Source organism: Clostridium fallax (assembly GCF_900129365.1).
Taxonomy (GTDB): Bacteria; Bacillota; Clostridia; order Clostridiales; family Clostridiaceae; genus Clostridium_AH; species Clostridium_AH fallax.
Genome location: NZ_FQVM01000023.1, coordinates 1 through 17,497, shown reverse-complemented (window position 1 = coordinate 17,497; position 17,497 = coordinate 1). Strand labels below are relative to the sequence as shown.

At 27.0% G+C, this 17,497-nt stretch carries 14 protein-coding genes; all 14 read left to right on the top strand.

All coding sequences use genetic code 11. The annotated features are described in order from the left end of the window. Window positions 1-85: 85 nt before the first annotated feature. Window positions 86-856, top strand: coding sequence for an EFR1 family ferrodoxin (locus BUA70_RS10155; protein WP_172607486.1), 771 nt, complete (start codon window positions 86-88; stop codon window positions 854-856). Between the two features lie 230 nt (window positions 857-1,086). After that, entirely contained in the window at window positions 1,087-2,439 is a 1,353-nt protein-coding gene (gene bioA / locus BUA70_RS10150; RefSeq protein ID WP_072896990.1) for an adenosylmethionine--8-amino-7-oxononanoate transaminase, read from the top strand. A gap of 136 nt (window positions 2,440-2,575) precedes the next feature. Further along, window positions 2,576-4,027 (top strand): methyl-accepting chemotaxis protein, encoded by a 1,452-nt coding sequence (locus BUA70_RS10145; protein ID WP_072896987.1) that lies wholly within the window; start codon window positions 2,576-2,578, stop codon window positions 4,025-4,027. A gap of 255 nt (window positions 4,028-4,282) precedes the next feature. Then, window positions 4,283-6,256 (top strand): type I pullulanase, encoded by a 1,974-nt coding sequence (gene pulA / locus BUA70_RS10140; RefSeq protein WP_083573513.1) that lies wholly within the window; start codon window positions 4,283-4,285, stop codon window positions 6,254-6,256. Between the two features lie 171 nt (window positions 6,257-6,427). Next, complete coding sequence (locus tag BUA70_RS10135) at window positions 6,428-6,904, top strand: methylated-DNA--[protein]-cysteine S-methyltransferase (protein WP_072896985.1); 477 nt, start codon at window positions 6,428-6,430, stop codon at window positions 6,902-6,904. A 63-nt stretch (window positions 6,905-6,967) separates the two neighbouring features. Continuing rightward, complete coding sequence (locus tag BUA70_RS10130; RefSeq protein WP_072896983.1) at window positions 6,968-7,936, top strand: aromatic acid exporter family protein; 969 nt, start codon at window positions 6,968-6,970, stop codon at window positions 7,934-7,936. A 235-nt stretch (window positions 7,937-8,171) separates the two neighbouring features. Beyond that, complete coding sequence (locus tag BUA70_RS10125) at window positions 8,172-8,897, top strand: lysoplasmalogenase family protein (protein ID WP_072896981.1); 726 nt, start codon at window positions 8,172-8,174, stop codon at window positions 8,895-8,897. 104 nt (window positions 8,898-9,001) lie between these two features. After that, complete coding sequence (locus tag BUA70_RS10120) at window positions 9,002-10,141, top strand: DEAD/DEAH box helicase (RefSeq protein WP_072896978.1); 1,140 nt, start codon at window positions 9,002-9,004, stop codon at window positions 10,139-10,141. Between the two features lie 307 nt (window positions 10,142-10,448). Further along, on the top strand, window positions 10,449-11,741 hold the full coding sequence (locus BUA70_RS10115; RefSeq protein ID WP_072896976.1) for a purine/pyrimidine permease: 1,293 nt from the start codon (window positions 10,449-10,451) through the stop codon (window positions 11,739-11,741). A gap of 170 nt (window positions 11,742-11,911) precedes the next feature. Then, entirely contained in the window at window positions 11,912-12,469 is a 558-nt protein-coding gene (locus tag BUA70_RS10110) for a glycerol-3-phosphate responsive antiterminator (protein ID WP_072896973.1), read from the top strand. Window positions 12,470-12,584: 115 nt separating this feature from the next. Beyond that, window positions 12,585-14,087 carry a glycerol kinase GlpK gene (glpK, locus tag BUA70_RS10105; protein ID WP_072896970.1) on the top strand — a complete coding sequence of 501 codons (1,503 nt, stop codon included), beginning with the start codon at window positions 12,585-12,587 and terminating at the stop codon, window positions 14,085-14,087. A gap of 225 nt (window positions 14,088-14,312) precedes the next feature. Continuing rightward, window positions 14,313-15,743, top strand: coding sequence for an NAD(P)/FAD-dependent oxidoreductase (locus BUA70_RS10100; RefSeq protein ID WP_072896967.1), 1,431 nt, complete (start codon window positions 14,313-14,315; stop codon window positions 15,741-15,743). 12 nt (window positions 15,744-15,755) lie between these two features. Further along, window positions 15,756-17,009, top strand: coding sequence for an NAD(P)/FAD-dependent oxidoreductase (locus tag BUA70_RS10095; RefSeq protein WP_072896964.1), 1,254 nt, complete (start codon window positions 15,756-15,758; stop codon window positions 17,007-17,009). A 1-nt stretch (window position 17,010) separates the two neighbouring features. Continuing rightward, a complete protein-coding gene (locus BUA70_RS10090) occupies window positions 17,011-17,358 on the top strand; it encodes a DUF1667 domain-containing protein (RefSeq protein ID WP_072896961.1) in 348 nt (115 codons plus the stop codon). Window positions 17,359-17,497: the final 139 nt, after the last annotated feature.

The following is a 17,497-nucleotide window of genomic DNA, read 5'->3' as shown; positions in this document are numbered from 1 at the left end:
AATTAAACGTATAAGTATATTTAAAAATTTTGAAAATTAAACTTTTATTTTAGGGGTTTTAGTTGTAGAAAGTAGGTTGATTAAAATGAAGATTACTATATATTACTTCTCTTCTACAGGAAATTCATTATATGCAGCTAAGAAGTTACAAGAAGGATTAGAGAATTGTGAAATAATTTCCATGGTAAAAGCATTGAAAGAAGATAAACTTTCATGTAATAGTGATGCCATAGGATTTATATATCCATTACATTGTTTCGGATTACCACCAGTTGTTGGAGAATTTATTAGTAAAGCTGAATTAAATAAAAATGCATATTTATTTGCACTTCAAACAACAGGGGGAGGAAGTTCTAAGAATGCCTTTGCAATGATAAATGATATTTTAAAAAAGAAAAATATGAGTTTAAGCAATATAGAAGAGGTAAAATATATATCTAATTATATAAGAATGGGAAGGTCTGCAACTCAAGAAAGAGCTTTAGAAGCTATAGAAAAAAATGAAAATAAAATATTAAGTTTTATAAAAAGTATAAAATATAGGAGAGTGATTAGTAATAATATAAATAAAAATAAAGTTACTAATATACTCTATAAGCTTTGGAAAGAAGAATTTATAATAAAAGATAAAAACTTTAATGTAAATAATGATTGTATTGGATGTGGACTTTGTCAAAAAATATGTCCTGTTCAAAATATATCATTAAGTAATTCTAAACCTAAATGGCATGGTAAATGTGTAGATTGTATGGGGTGTATAAATATTTGTCCTAAAAAAGCTATTAATATAGGCAATAAAACAATAAAGAAAAATAGATATAGAAATCCTTATATAAAAGTAGAAGAATTAATATAAATTTATTTGATTTATAATTTTTTATGAAATTAACTATAAAAAAGATATGAAAATTTTATTTTAAATTTTCATATCTTTTTCAATTATAGAGAAATTTAAATATAATTTTATAAGTAATAAAGTTAACAGTGAATAGGAATATTTATTGACATTATAGAAAAATACTTTTATTATCAAAGTAATTTGTTTTTGGAGATTTAAATGTAAAAGTAATAATGGAGGATATTGTTATGAAGGATTTAGTAAAGAAGGACTTAAAATATATTTGGCATCCTTGCTCTCAAATGAAAGATTATGAAGAGCTCCCACCAATAGTTATAGAAAAGGGGGAAGGATGCTATCTTTATGATACTAATGGCAAAGAATATCTTGATTGTATATCATCATGGTGGACAAGTACATTAGGTCATAGTAATAAAAGAATAAATGAAGCCATAAAAAGTCAAATAGATAATATAGAGCATGTTATATTTGCAAATTTTACAAATAAGCCAGCTATAGAGTTAGCAGAAAAGTTAGTTAGTATAACTCCAGAGAGATTAACTAAAGTTTATTTTTCAGACAATGGATCATCAGCGGTGGAAATTGCTTTAAAAATGAGTTTTCATTATCATCAGCAAAGAGGACATAAAAATAAGAAAAGGTTTTTAGCTATTTTAGATGCTTATCATGGGGAAACTTTAGGAGCTCTTTCTGTAGGAGATTTAGATTTATATAGTAAAATATATAAACCACTTTTACTAGATACAATAAGATCAGAAGGACCAGACTGCTATAGATGTAAATATAATAAAAATAGAGAAGAGTGTAGCGCAGAATGTTTTGAACATATAGAAAATATAGTGAAAAACAAACATGATGAAATATGTTCAATTATAATTGAGCCTATGGTCCAAGGTGCAGCAGGAATGAAAATATATTCTCCTATATATCTTAAAAAATTAAGGGAATTATGTGATAAATATAATATACATTTAATTGCAGATGAGATAGCTATGGGATTTGGAAGAACTGGAAAAATGTTTGCCTGTGAGCATGCAGGAATAAGCCCTGATTTAATGTGCCTTTCAAAGGGATTAACAGCTGGGTATATGCCAATGTCTGTAGTTATGACATCAGAGGATATATATAATGAATTTTATGGGGACTATAGTGAACTTAGAGCATTTTTGCATAGTCATACTTATGCAGGAAATGCTATGGCAAGTGCAATAGCATTAGAGAATTTAAAGATATTTGAAGAAGATAATATTTTAGAAAAATCTAAAGAAAAAGGTAAGTTAATCAAAAAATTAACGTTAGAAAAGGCTAAAGATAATCCCTTTATAGGAGAAGTTAGAAGTATAGGAATGATTACTGCTATAGAACTTGTAAAGAATAAAGAAACTAAAGAATCTTTTAATTGGAAAGATAGAGTAGGATATAGTATATATAAAATTGCTTTAGAAAAAGGCCTATTACTTAGACCTTTAGGAAATGTTTTATATTTTATACCACCTCATACTATAGAAGAAAAAGATATAAAAATAATGATAAATAAATGTTTTGAAAGTATAAGTGAATTTTTCTATAATTACAGATAATTAAATTTAAAAAAATTAAACATAATTTAAAAATAATCAAAAATATATTTAAAATAATGTTGATTTATGCGATTAAGTAAAATAACAATTCTCCGATTATTAAATAGTAAATAGAAACTTAATAGGGGGAAAAAATTTGAATAGAAAATTAAATATAAAGATAATATCTATATTTACTATTTTGTGTATAGGATATTTATTTCTATACAAAGGAGATTTTACATTAGAAATTGCAATAGCTGATATTATAGGAGCTATAATTACATTAACGCCAGTACTTTTATCAAGGTTTGATAAATATAGCTATATTATAGTTCCAGGAAGTATGTTAACAATTTTATTTTTTATAATGTATATAGATGGATTTAGTATCTTAACTTTATTAGCCATGTTTTTAACAATAATGGTTTCAAATTTATATGATAATGATTTTGTTTCATTAACACTTAGCGGTTCTATAAGTGTTTATCTATTATTTTCATACACTTTTTTATACGATAAAATGTTTAAGGGAATATATGAATTTATAACTTTTAATCATATATTAACTTATATAGTTATGATTATTTTTTATGGAATAATAGGATATATGCAGTGTAAGAAAGATAAAAATATATTAAAAAATATTAATGATAAGGCAGAACTTTTAGAGGAAGCTAACAATAAAAATTTAGATACATTAAATGTTATACAAACTACATCAAATTCTGTAAAAGAGTTTATTACAGATTTAAATAGTGAAGCTGATAACATGATAGATACTTCTGAAAAAATAGAAGATTCAGTAGAGAATATTTCTAATAATTTAAATAATCAAAATAAAGCATTAGATAAAACTATAGAGTTTTTTGATGCGTTAAAAAATAATTTTGATGAATTAATTTTAAATTTTAGTAATATAGAGCAGAATGTTTTTAAAACAAAGGATGTCTGTAGTAGTAATACCCACAATATGGAAAATATGAATTATAAAATTAACAATATAAATTCTACTGTTAGTGATATGGTTATTTTAATGAACGAAATAGAGGAACATAATAAGACTATAGAAGATATATTAAATATTATAAAGACAATATCTAGTGCTACTAACATGCTTGGTTTAAATGCATCAATAGAAGCTGCAAGGGCAGGAGAAGCTGGTAGAGGATTTGCAATTGTTGCAAATGAAGTGAAGAAATTGTCAGATCAATCTGAAGAATATGCAAAGCAGATAGATAAGTGCTTAAAGGAAATTAATAGTACTTTAGAAAAAGCTAAATCTACTTCAAAAAAATGCGTTGAAGAAACTAAAGAGGGAGTAGAGTATGTAAATATTGCAGAAGAATCTTTTAAAAATATAATAGAGTTTGTAGATACAATTGAGATATCTTTAGGAGAAGTAAATTATAGTACAGATACATTAAATAAAGAATTATCTTTATTAAATAATGATTTATCTAAATTTTCAATAGCGGCAGAAGAGAGTAATGGATCTATAAATTATATAAAAAATCTTACTACTGAGCAATTTAAAGGAATTAATTTTACAAAGAAAAAATTAAATAATATTTTGGAAAAATTTAAAGATTTAAAAAAATCCCTGTAATAATTTATTGAAGCTTTTAATAAAATAAAATGAACTTAAAAATAAAAGGTATAGAATTAATCATTATTCTATACCTTTTATTTAAAGATAAATTTAATATTTATTAAATTTAGATGATTTTTGTTATAACTCATAAATTTTATCAATTAAATTCATAGGAATTTTTAATTGAATAAATAATGATAATATTGATATGATTTAGATGTAATAGAAGAATTAAAGGTATGAATAAAAAATTAAAGAGGGTGAGATAAAATGAAAGTACTAAAAGAAGATATTTTAAAAAGCATAAAAGATAAAAAAGATCTTTCACCTATATATGAAAGTAATGAATTTGAAAAAAATTATTTTTATAATGGAGATTTAGGAATTATATATAGTGAGGATAAAACAATATTTAAGCTTTGGTCACCAGTTGCAGAAAATGTTAACATTGCTTTTTATTCAGGAGGGCTAGGAGAAAGACTTATAAAAATAGAAAGTATGGAGAAAAGTGAAAAAGGGCTTTGGACCTTTGAGGCAAAGGGAGATTTAAAAGGACAGTTTTATAACTATTTAATAACTATAAATGGAGAGGAAAGGGAAGCGGTAGATCCATATGCAAAGGCAGTGGGAGTAAATGGATTTAGAGGAGCGATAATAAATTTAGAAGATACAAATCCTACTGATTGGATATATGATTCAAAACCAGAACTTAAATCTATAAATGATTCAATAATTTATGAGCTTCATGTTAGAGATTTTTCTATAGATGAAGATTCTGGAATGATAAATAAAGGAAAGTTTTTAGCTTTTACAGAAGAAAATACAAAAAATTCTTTAGGAAATAGTACAGGAATAAGTCACTTAAAGGAGTTAGGAATAACACATATTCATTTATTGCCATGTTATGACTTTAACTCAATAGATGAAAGTAAATCTTTAGATTCCCAATATAACTGGGGATATGATCCGGAAAACTATAATGTACCAGAGGGATCTTATTCTACTAATCCATATAATCCTGAAACAAGAATAATAGAATTTAAAAAAGCTATAAAGTCTCTTCATGATAATGGAATAAGAGTAATTATGGATGTTGTATATAATCATACAGAGAAAACGGAAGAATCTAATTTTCATAAAGTAGTTCCATACTATTATCATAGACAAAATTCAGATGGAAGTTTTTCTAATGGCTCTGGATGTTCTAATGAAACTGCATCTAATAGAAAGATGGTTAGAAAGTTTATAATAGATTCTTTAACTTATTGGGCTAAAGAATATCATATTGATGGTTTTAGATTTGACCTTATGGCTATTCATGACATTGAAACTATGAATAAAATAAGAGAAGAATTAAATAAAATAGATTCATCAATAATAATTTATGGAGAAGGATGGAATGGTGGACCTTCTACATTACCAGAAAATAAGAGGGCATCTAAAGCTAATGTTTTAAAACTAGATAATAATATAGCAGCTTTTAGTGATGATATAAGAGATGGAGTTAAAGGACATGTATTTTATGAAAAGGATGGAGGCTTTGTTAATGGATTAGGGTTTGAAGAAACTATAAAATTTGGAGTAGTAGCATCAACAGAACATCCTCAAATAAATTATTCTAAAATAAATTATTCTAATAACCCTTGGGCAAAAGAACCCTCACAATGTATTAACTATGTATCAGCTCATGATAACTTAACTCTTTGGGATAAAATTTCAATAACAGGTAAAAATCTTTCAATAGAAGATAAAATAAAAATGGATAAATTAAGTAATGCAATAGTATTAACTTCTCAAGGAATACCTTTTATTCATAGTGGAGAAGAATTTTTAAGAACTAAGTATGGTGATGAAAATTCATATAAATCAGGAGATAAAGTAAATAAAATTGACTGGAAAAGAAAAAATCAATTTAAAGAGGTTTTTAATTATTACAGGGGACTTATAGCGCTTAGAAAAAAATATTCAATTTTTAGAATGAAAACAAATGAGGATATAAAAAGCTGTATAAGTTTTTTTGATACAAATGAAAATAATTTAGTTGCATATTCATTAAAAAATAAAAATGAAAATTTTATAGTTATATATAATGGAAACAATAAAGAAGTAGAAATTTCAATTCCATTTGGAAATTGGGGAGTACTAGTTAATGAAAATAAGGCAGGATTAGATATTTTACAATATATAAAGGATGATAGAATAAAAGTTGGTTCTATTTCAGCGCTAGTTATTAAAAGTATATAAAATATTGTCAAAAAAATAAATTTCAATTATTATAACCTTGAATGAGAGAATTTCTAAACTCTTATTTAAGGTTATTTTTTATAAATTATATAATAAAAGGAACTATACTTTACTATGTTATATAAAGTATTATTATATTACGAAACTTATTAAATTTTTAGAGGAGATTTTATGGAAGATATATTTTTAGCATATTATAAAAGTCCAATAGGGCAATTAGAAATAGTAACATCGCATAAGGAAGTTATATCTTTATGTTTTTTAGATGAAGAAAAGATAGATTTTAATATAGGTTATTATATGCCTAATATTTTAAAAAATACTTATAATCAATTAGATGAATATTTTAATGGAAAAAGAAAAAGCTTTGATTTAAAACTAAAATTAGAAGGAACAGAATTTCAAAAAAATGTGTGGAAAGAATTACAGAATATAAATTATGGTAGTACCATTACATATAAGGAAATAGCAAAGAGGATAGGAAAAGAAAAAGCTTATAGAGCAGTAGGAAATGCAAATAATAAAAATAAAATTTCTATAATTATACCTTGTCATAGAGTTATTGGAAGTAATAATAGCCTTAAAGGATATGAATGGGGATTAGAAAGAAAAAGGTGGCTAATAAAACATGAACAAATAAATATTTAAATAATTAATACTTAGTAGATTATTTATCAATTATGTTAAAATTTTAGAAAGGGTAAAATACATATGAATTTTTTAGGATTTAGAACTTTGAAAACAGCTATTGGAGCAGTTGCTGCTATGATTTTAGCAAAATATTTAGGTCTTCAATATGGTGTTTCTGCAGGAATTATAACTATTTTAAGCATACAAAGTACTAAGAAGCAATCAATTGTAATGGCTTATAAAAGATTTTTAGCCACATTATTAGCGTTATTTATATCATCAGTTGTATTTATAATTTTTGGATTTAATATAGCTATGTTTGGATTATATCTTTTAATATTTATACCTTTAACTGTTAGATTAAATATTTCAGATGGAATAGTTGTAAGTTCCGTTTTAGTAACACATCTTTTGGTTGATAAAAATATAACTATATTTGGAATATTAAATGAAATAGAGCTTATGATAGTAGGAGCTGGAGTAGCATTAATATTAAATTTATATATGCCAAGTATTGAAAGACAGCTAAAAGAGGATAAGAAATCTATAGAAGATCTTATGAAAAAAATAATAACTAATATGGCAATATCTTTAAAAACTCAATCTGTATCTATAGATGAAGAAAATTTATATAATAAATTAGAAAAAACTTTAAAAGAAGCAGAGAAGAGAGCTCATAGCAATTTAGATAATTATCTTTTTGGAGATGTAAAAGATTATGTAGAATATATAGAGATGAGATCTAATCAATTTCAAATTATGGTAAATATGAGAAAGCATTTTAACAGACTTTTTAAAACTTTTCATCAAACTAATTTAATTGCTGATTTTACTAATTGGGTTGGACAAGTGATTGGAGAGGATTTACCTGTAGAATATATGCTTATGGATTTAGAAACTTTAAGGGAAGACCTTAAAGATCAATCTTTACCTAAAACTAGGGAGGAATTTGAAAATAGAGCTATGCTTTATCAGTATTTAAATGATATGGAACAATTTTTAGAGATAAAGGAAAGGTATTACAAAGAAGATAAATTAAGAAGATTATAAATAATACTATTTATTACATAAAATACATAGAATTATATTATTCTTATAATTTAATTCTATATATGTTTTTAAATTAATATAAATTACTATTTATAAATATACTATAGTTACCTTATATAATCTTATTGAACTATTTTTTGTTTATAGTAAATGTTAAGATTAATATATAGAAGCTCATTATTAGATTGTTTATATAAAGAAAATGTAAAGTTTTAATATATAAGGAGTGTTGTATATGGGTATTTTAAAAGGTGCAATGGTAGTTATAATTTTGATTCAAGTAATTACATTTATAATAGGAATTATAGAATCTTTAAAAAAAGCGCCAGAGGAAAGGGAAAATAGAAGATTAACAGTTCCTATTAAAGCGGTGTTAAGTCTTTCCTTTGTATCTATAGCTTTTTTAGGATTTGTTTTTGGACAAGGTATGGTAAGACAATACTATAGCTTCATTTTGCCAGGAATGGTAGCAGCTTTTTTTGGAGATTTAACTATGGCATATTATTTTAAATTTAAAAATAATATTGTATCTGGAATGAAGATTTTTTCAATAACTCATTTGTTTTATATATTAGCTTATTTAAAGATAATAAAAGATATAGATAGAGAGATAGTTCCCTATGTATTTTTTGGGGGACTAATATTTATAACAACAATATATGTTTTTTGGAAAATATATATTGAAAAAAGTACAAAGTTTAATAACACTTTTAAAGCATCAATATTATATGGTGCTTGGATTATTGTTATGGCAACTACAGCTTTATTACTTTATTTAAGTGCAAGAGGTCAATGGATAGTAACTTTTTTAGGAGCAATAATGTTTATGGTATCAGATGGATTAATAGCTTACTTTTATATTTTAAAACAAAAATTAAAAGCAGCTGATTTATGGATTTGGATAACTTATGTTTTAGCACAGATGGCAATAATAAATTCTGGTATAATTGCTTTATTATAGATTAAAAATAAACCTAAATAATAAACAATAAACTTTTAAATTATAAAAGTCTACTAATTATATATATGATATAATTAAATAATTAACTTATAAAGGAGAAAAAAATGATAAAATCATTTGAAGAACTAGGAATTAAAAGAGAAATAATTGAAGCTTTACAAAGCTTAAATATAAAAGAGCCCACAGAAGTACAAGAATTATCTATTCCTTTAGCATTAGAGGGAAAAAATATAATAGGTCAATCTCAAACAGGGACAGGGAAAACTTTGGCTTATCTTGTACCAGTTTTACAAAAAGTTGAAGAAGGAAAAAAAGAGATGCAAGCTCTTATTGTAGCACCTACTCATGAGCTTGTAGCTCAAATAAATAATGAAATAGTTTCATTAAAACAAAAAGGAAATTTAAATATAACATCAACTACTTTAATAGGAAGTGGAAATTTAAATAGACAAATAGAGAAGCTAAAAAATAAACCTAATATAATAGTAGGTTCTGCAGGGAGAATATTAGAGCTTATAAAGAAAAAGAAGATAGCAGCTCACACTATAAAAACTATAGTGTTAGATGAAGGAGATAAACTTTTTGATAAGAAAAATCTAGAGATTGTTAAAGGAATAATTAAGTCAACTCAAAAAGATACTCAAAAATTATTATTTTCAGCTACATTAGGAAGTAAAACTTTAGAAATTGCTAAAGATTTAATTGGAGAATGTGAAGTTATAAAAGTAAAAGAAGAAGATAAAGTTAATTCAGATATTATTCATGGATATTTTATAGCAGAGAATAGAGAAAAAATAGATATGTTAAGAAAAATATTACATGCTGAGAAAAATAATAAAACTATAGTTTTCATAGGAGATAGTTATAATGTAGATTTAGCTCTTTCAAAGCTTAGATTTCATAAGGTAAAGGTTGAAGCATTGCATGGTGAAGCAAAAAAGGCAGAAAGACAAAAAGCTATAGAAAACTTTAGAAAAGGTAAATCTAATGTTTTAATAGCAACAGATGTAGCAGCTAGAGGATTAGATATAAAAGGAATAACTCATGTAATAAATCTAACTATGCCAAGAGACAAAAAGGATTATTTACATAGGGTTGGTAGAGTAGGAAGATTAGGAGAGGTAGGAATAGCTTATTCATTGATAGATCCTAGAGAAGAGAAAATAATTAAGGAATTTGAAAAAGATTTAAAAATAAATATTCCTAAAAAGTATATTTATAAAGGTGAAATAATAGAAGATTAAAATGATAGTTTTTCATTTAACAATCTTTTTTAAGTTAGAGTGATAGTTTTTATTTTAACAATCCCTTCTATATTATATAGTATTTAAAAATATATAAATAAAAGCATAATTTTAAAATCTTTAAACAAAAGATGTTTTTTAAGTCTTCCCTTTTTAGGGAAGGCTTTTTTATATAAAATTTACTTTAAACTTGTTTTCTTGAACAAAGTTAAATTACTATGTTAAAATTAAAAATAGTTTCCTTTTAAAAACTTCCTGATTTTTAGACTTATTTATTATATAGATTAAAAGGAAAGAAGGGATTTAAATGAAAAAAATAATAGCATCTTTACAGTGGACTATATTTATAATTGCTGGTAATCTAATACCGCCAATAGCTGTAGCTGCAAGTTTTGGACTTAACCCTCAAGATACTATGCTATTTTTACAAAGAACTATTTTTGTTTTAGGAGTAGCAGGGTTAATACAAGGGTTATTTGGACATAAACTGCCTATATATGAAGGACCAGCTGGACTTTGGTGGGGAGTTTTTACTTTATATGCAAGTTTAGCTCAAGCTTTATTTGGAGGAGCAAATCCAACTTTACAAGTGTTATCATTTTCACTAATGCTAAGTGGTATTATATGTATAGTTTTGAGTTTATTAGGCATTGTAGATAAATTATCTAAGTATTTTACTCCTAAAGTTGTAGGAGTTTATTTGATTTTATTAGCTATACAACTAGCAAGTGGATTTTTAAAAGGAATGATGGGAGTTGGATATTTAGGAAATGATGTTTCTCCTAAGATTTTACTTATATCAATCATATTAGTTTTAATATCAATTTCCATCTCTAAATCTAAAAATCTTAGTTCTTATGCAGTTATGATAGTAATTATAGTTGGATGGGGATTATTTTATTTGCTAGGTTTAACTAAAGCAATGCCGGAAGTAAATGGATTTTTTCAACTTCCAGGAATTTTCGTCTTCGGATTTCCAAAAGTGGAATTTAGTATGATTCCTACGGTTTTACTTATAACCTTATTGCTTTTAACAAATATGTTAGCTAGTATACAAGTAGTAAAAAATGTGGTAGAAGGAATTGAAGGAAAAGAAAAGAAAGTAAATATAAAAAAATCAGGAATAATAACGGGAATAAATCAAATCATAAGTGGAGGATTTTCTGCAATTGGGCCAGTACCATTATCAGCAGTAGCTGGTTTTTTATCACAAACTAAAATGACATCTATGATGCCTTTTATAGTAGGTAATATTCTAGTTATAGTAATAAGCACAATAACTCCAGTAACTGCATTCTTCTCAACTTTACCAACACCAGTTGGATACTCAGCTATTTTTATTGTTTTTGCTAAGATGGTGGGATTAGGAATTGGTGAGTTTGATAAAGTTTTAGAAAGAGGAAAATTACATAGCACAATAGGAATTCCATTATTTATAGGTGCAGGAATTATGTTTGTTCCAACCACTGCCTTTATGTCACTTTCTCCAGCCTTAACATCTTTTTTAAGTAATGGGTTAGTTTTAGGAACAATAGTAGCTTTAATAATGGAGACTGTATCTCAATGTAAAAGTAAAAATTTAAAAAAAGAGGTCGAATAAAAATTTTTATAAAATTGATTTATAAGGGTAAATAAAAAAAGATTACCTTTATAAGTCAATTTTTTTCGTTTAAATAAAGCAGATTTAAATTTTAAAGAACCATTGACAGAGAATAATAAGGGTGGTATATTAAAATAAATAATGAAAATGATTACAAAGGGAGCGGTAAGGTGAATTTTAAAGATATATTAGAAAACAATCCAATAGTAGCAGCAGTTAAAGATGAGAAGCAATTAGACAAAGTATTAAAAACAGATGTACAAGTTATATTCGTTCTCTTTGGAGACATTTTAAATGTAAAAAGAATAAGTGAAAAAATAGAAAATGCTCAAAAAATAGGAATAGTACATGTGGATTTAGTAGAAGGATTATCTAACAAAGAGGTAGCTTTAGAGTTTTTAAAAATAACTACAAAATTTAAAGGGATAATAAGTACTAAACCACAAATAGTAAGAGCCGCAAAGAGGCTAGGATTTATAGCAGTGCAAAGAATATTCATCATAGATAGCTTATCTTTAGCAAGTGTGGAAAAACACTTAGTAGAGGAATGCGATGCATTAGAAATGTTACCAGGTTTATTATCAAAGGTTATAGAAAATTTATCAAAAAGTATAAGTATGCCATTAATAGCAGGGGGACTTATTTCTGATAAAGATGATGTTATGCAAGCACTAAAATGTGGGGCAACCTGTATATCAACAACTAGAGAAAACATTTGGAGTATGTAGAGATAGAGATGTTAGAGAGGACTACATAAAATTTATGGAATTTTTATGTGGTTTTTTTTATGACATCTTTAAACATTTATTGGCAAAAATCAAAAAATAGTTTAGAGGTGGTAATATGAAAAAGTACATAGTAGCATTAGATCAAGGAACAACAAGTTCAAGAGCAATTATATTTGATAAAGAACAAAATATAGTTGAAGTAAGTCAAAAAGAGTTTACTCAAATTTATCCAAAGGAAGGTTGGGTTGAACATGATCCTATGGAAATTTGGGCAACTCAATATGGGGTATTACAAGAGGCTTTAGCTAAAGCTAATATAACTCAAGAGGACATTGCAGCTATAGGTATAACGAATCAAAGAGAAACTACAATAGTTTGGGATAAGAAAACAGGAAAACCTATATATAACGCAATAGTATGGCAGTGTAGAAGAACAGCTAGTATATGCGATAAATTAAAAGAGCAAGAAGGATTAGATGAGTATGTAAGAGAAAATACAGGCTTACTAATAGATGCTTATTTTTCAGGTACTAAAATCAAATGGATTTTAGATAATGTTGAAGGCGCTAGAGAAAAAGCAGAAAAGGGAGAATTGTTATTTGGTACAGTAGATACATGGCTTGTTTGGAAACTTACCAATGGTAAAGTTCATGTAACTGATTATACTAATGCCTCAAGAACTATGCTTTTTAATATTAGAGAATTAAAATGGGATGAGAAACTATTAAAAATACTTGATATTCCAAAATCAATGTTACCAGAGGTTAGAAATTCATCAGAAGTATATGGATATGCTAATTTAGGAGTTAAAGGTGGAGTAAGAGTTCCTATAGCTGGTATTGCAGGAGACCAACAAGCAGCTTTATTTGGACAAGCAGCCTTTGATAAAGGAGATGCTAAAAATACTTATGGAACAGGATGTTTCTTATTAATGAATACAGGAGAAACTCCAGTTAGAAGTAAGAATGGATTGTTAACAACAATAGCAGTTGGTATAGATGGAAAAGTACAATACGCTTTAGAAGGATCAATATTTGTTGGAGGAGCTGTTATTCAATGGTTAAGAGATGAACTTAGAATAATAAGTGATTCAACAGACACAGATTATTTTGCAACTAAAGTTCAAGATAATGGGGGAGTATATATTGTTCCTGCATTTGTTGGATTAGGTGCTCCATACTGGGATATGTATGCAAGAGGAGCTATATTTGGTTTAACAAGAGGAGCTAATAGAAATCATATAATTAGAGCAGCACTAGAAGCTATAGCATATGAAACTAAGGATGTTTTAGATGCTATGATAGAAGATGGTGAGTGTGAGTTAAATAACTTAAAAGTAGATGGAGGAGCAAGTAGAAATAAATTCTTAATGCAATTCCAATCAGATATAATAGGTAAAAAAGTTGTAAGACCTATAATAACGGAAACAACTGCTTTAGGTGCAGCTTATCTTGCAGGTCTTGCTACAGGTTTTTGGAAGGATAAAGATGAGATAAGAAAACTTTGGTATACAGGAGAGGCTTTTGAGCCACAATTAGATGAAGAAAAGAGAGATAAATACTACAAGGGTTGGAAAAAGGCTGTTAAGAGAGCTATGAATTGGGAAGATGCAGAATAATTTAGGTAAAAAATAAAAAAATAATAAAAATTTAAAAAAAGTGATATCCTTTTCAAAAAAATTATGATATAATATGTTTGAAAAGAAAATATTATTAATTTGTGCAAAGAGAGTTAGAGTCAAGCACAAAAAGAAGGATAGTGAAATATCTATATCCTACTTTTTGTTCTTGGCTTTTTTAATTATTTAGATTTAAAGATAAAGGAAAATGAAGGAGAGATTATAATGTATGATGTAGCCATTATTGGAGCAGGAATCGTAGGGGGTTCTATATTTAGAGAATTAACAAAATATAATTCAAAGGTAGTTATAATAGATAAAGAAAAAGATGTAGCAATGGGTACGTCTAAAGCTAACTCAGCAATTGTCCATTCAGGATATGATCCAGAAGCAGGAACTTTAATGGCAAAATATAATGTTGAAGGTAGTAAAATGTTTCCTAAATTGTGTAAAGATTTATCAGTACCTTTCAAACAAAATGGATCATTAATAATAGCTTTTGACGATGAAGATTTAAAAACAGTAGAAGAGCTATATAATAATGGAGTTAGAAATGGAGTAGAAGGTTTAAGAATTTTAGATAGAGAAGAAGTTCTTAAAATGGAACCTAATTTAAAGGGTGAAGTAAAAGGAGCTTTATATGCACCAACAGGTGGAATAGTAGGAGCTTATGAACTAACAATAGCAATAATAGAAAATGGAATAGATAATGGTGGAGAAATAAGATTAGGATCAGAAGTTAAATCAATTGATAAAAAAGATGATGTATTTAAAGTTGAATTATCATCAGGAGAAGTTATTGAAGCTAAGCGTGTTATAAATGCTGCAGGAGTATATGCAGATAAAATACATAATATGATTTGTGATGAAGCTTTCACTATTCATCCAAGAAAAGGAGAATATTTTATCTTAGATAAGAATCAAGGAGATTTAGTTACTCGTACTATCTTCCAATGTCCAACAAAAATGGGTAAAGGGGTATTAGTAACACCAACAGTTCACGGAAATTTATTAGTTGGTCCAGATTCTACAGATGGAGAAAATAAAGAGGATTTATCAACAGAATCATCACAACTTGATTTTATAAAAGAGACTTCATTAAAAACAACAGATAAGGTTAATTTTAGAGAAAGTATTAGAAACTTTGCTGGATTAAGAGCAATTTCAGATAGAAAAGATTTTATAGTAGAAGAAGCTAAGGATGTTAAAGGCTTTATAGATGTTGCTGGAATAAAATCTCCAGGTCTTACATCAGCACCGGCTATAGCAGTTGATGTAGTTGAGATGATAAAAGGTTCAGGATTAAATTTAGAAGAAAACAAAAACTTTGATGGAACAAGAAAACAAATTCACTTTATAGATCTTTCACCAGAAGAAAAAGCAAAGCTTATAAAAGAAGATAGTAGATATGGAAGAATAATCTGTAGATGTGAAAACATAACAGAAGGAGAAATTGTAGATAGTATAAATAGAACTTTAGGAGCAAGAACAGTAGATGGTGTAAAGAGAAGATGTAGACCAGGCTGTGGCAGATGCCAAGGAGGTTTCTGCGGACCAAGAGTTCAAGAAATAATTGCAAGAGAATTAAAAATGCCAATGGAAGATGTAATGTTAGACAAAGAAAATTCTTATATTTTAACTGGTGAAACAAAATAGGAGGGCTTAGTTATGAAATATGATTTAGTAGTAGTTGGTGGTGGCCCTGCAGGATTAGCAGCAGCCTATGAAGCTTATGAAAACGGAGTAAAAAATATATTAATTATAGAGAGAGATAAAGAACTTGGTGGAATATTAAACCAATGTATTCATAACGGTTTTGGACTTCATACTTTTAAAGAAGAGTTAACAGGTCCAGAATATGCAGAAAGATTCATAGATATGGTTAAAAATACCAATATAGATGTAAAGCTTGATACTATGGTTCTTGATATTGATAATGAAAAAAGAGTACATGCAATAAACTCAAAAGAAGGATATATTATTATAGAAGCTAAAGCAATAATACTTTCTATGGGATGTAGAGAAAGAACAAGAGGAGCAATCAATATACCAGGAGATAGACCTTCAGGAATCTTTACAGCAGGAGCTGCTCAAAGATTTATAAATATGGAAGGATATATGGTAGGTAAAAAAGTTTTAATATTAGGTTCTGGTGATATTGGTCTTATAATGGCAAGAAGAATGACTTTAGAGGGCGCAGAAGTTAAGGCTGTAGTTGAACTTATGCCATATTCTAATGGATTAAATAGAAATATAGTTCAATGTTTAAATGACTATGATATACCACTATATTTATCACATACAGTAGTAGATGTACAAGGTAAAGATAGATTAGAAAAAGTTATAATTGCAAAAGTTGATGAAAATAGAAGACCTATAAAGGGAACTGAAATGGAATTTGATTGTGATACATTATTACTTTCTGTTGGATTAATTCCAGAAAATGAATTATCAAAGCAAGCAGGAATAACTTTAGACAGAAGAACAAATGGACTTATTGTAACTGAAAGTATGGAAACTTCAAAAGATGGAGTCTTTGCATGTGGTAATGTAGTTCATGTTCATGATCTAGTTGACTTTGTTACAGAAGAAGCAAAAAGTGCAGGAAGAAATGCAGCTAAATACATAAATGGTAAGAAAAAAGGTGAAGAATTTATAAATATATTAAATGGTAAAAATATAAATTACACAGTACCTCAAAAAGTAGATATAAATGCAATTGATGATAAATTAAATGTATTTATGAGAGTTAGAGACGTTTTCCAAAATAAAGTTATAGTTGTTAGAGAAGGAGATAGAGTTATTCAAAGCTTTAAGAGAGCTCACCTAGCACCAGCAGAGATGGAAAGAATAATCATTCTAAAAGATAAATTAAAAGATGTTAAATCAGATATAACAATTTCTTTAGAGGATGGTGAATAAAATGGAAAGAGAATTAATTTGTATAGTATGTCCTAAGGGATGTCATTTAAAAGTAGATATAGAAAATGAAAAGGTAACAGGAAACACTTGTAAAAGAGGAGAAATTTATGGATTAAATGAAGTGAAAAATCCAGTGAGGGTTGTTACTTCTACCGTTAAAATAAAAGATATAAAAAATAAAATGGTTCCTGTAAAAACTAAGGATGCTATTCCAAAGGGTAAAATATTTGACGTTATGAAAGAGATAGACTCTGTAGAGGTTACTTTACCTGTGGAAGTAGGACAAGTTATAATTCACAATGTTTTAGATACAGGTGTTGATATTGTGTCTGCAAAGACAGTTAAATAGAGAGAACCTAAAAAACTCCTAGATTTTTCTAGGAGTTTTTTATATTGCGTTGAAAACCACTGGCTATGCCAGTGGATAAAAAGGCTTTAGCTCTGAAGAAAAAAAGAACTCCTATGATAAAATGAAATCGACTGACAAT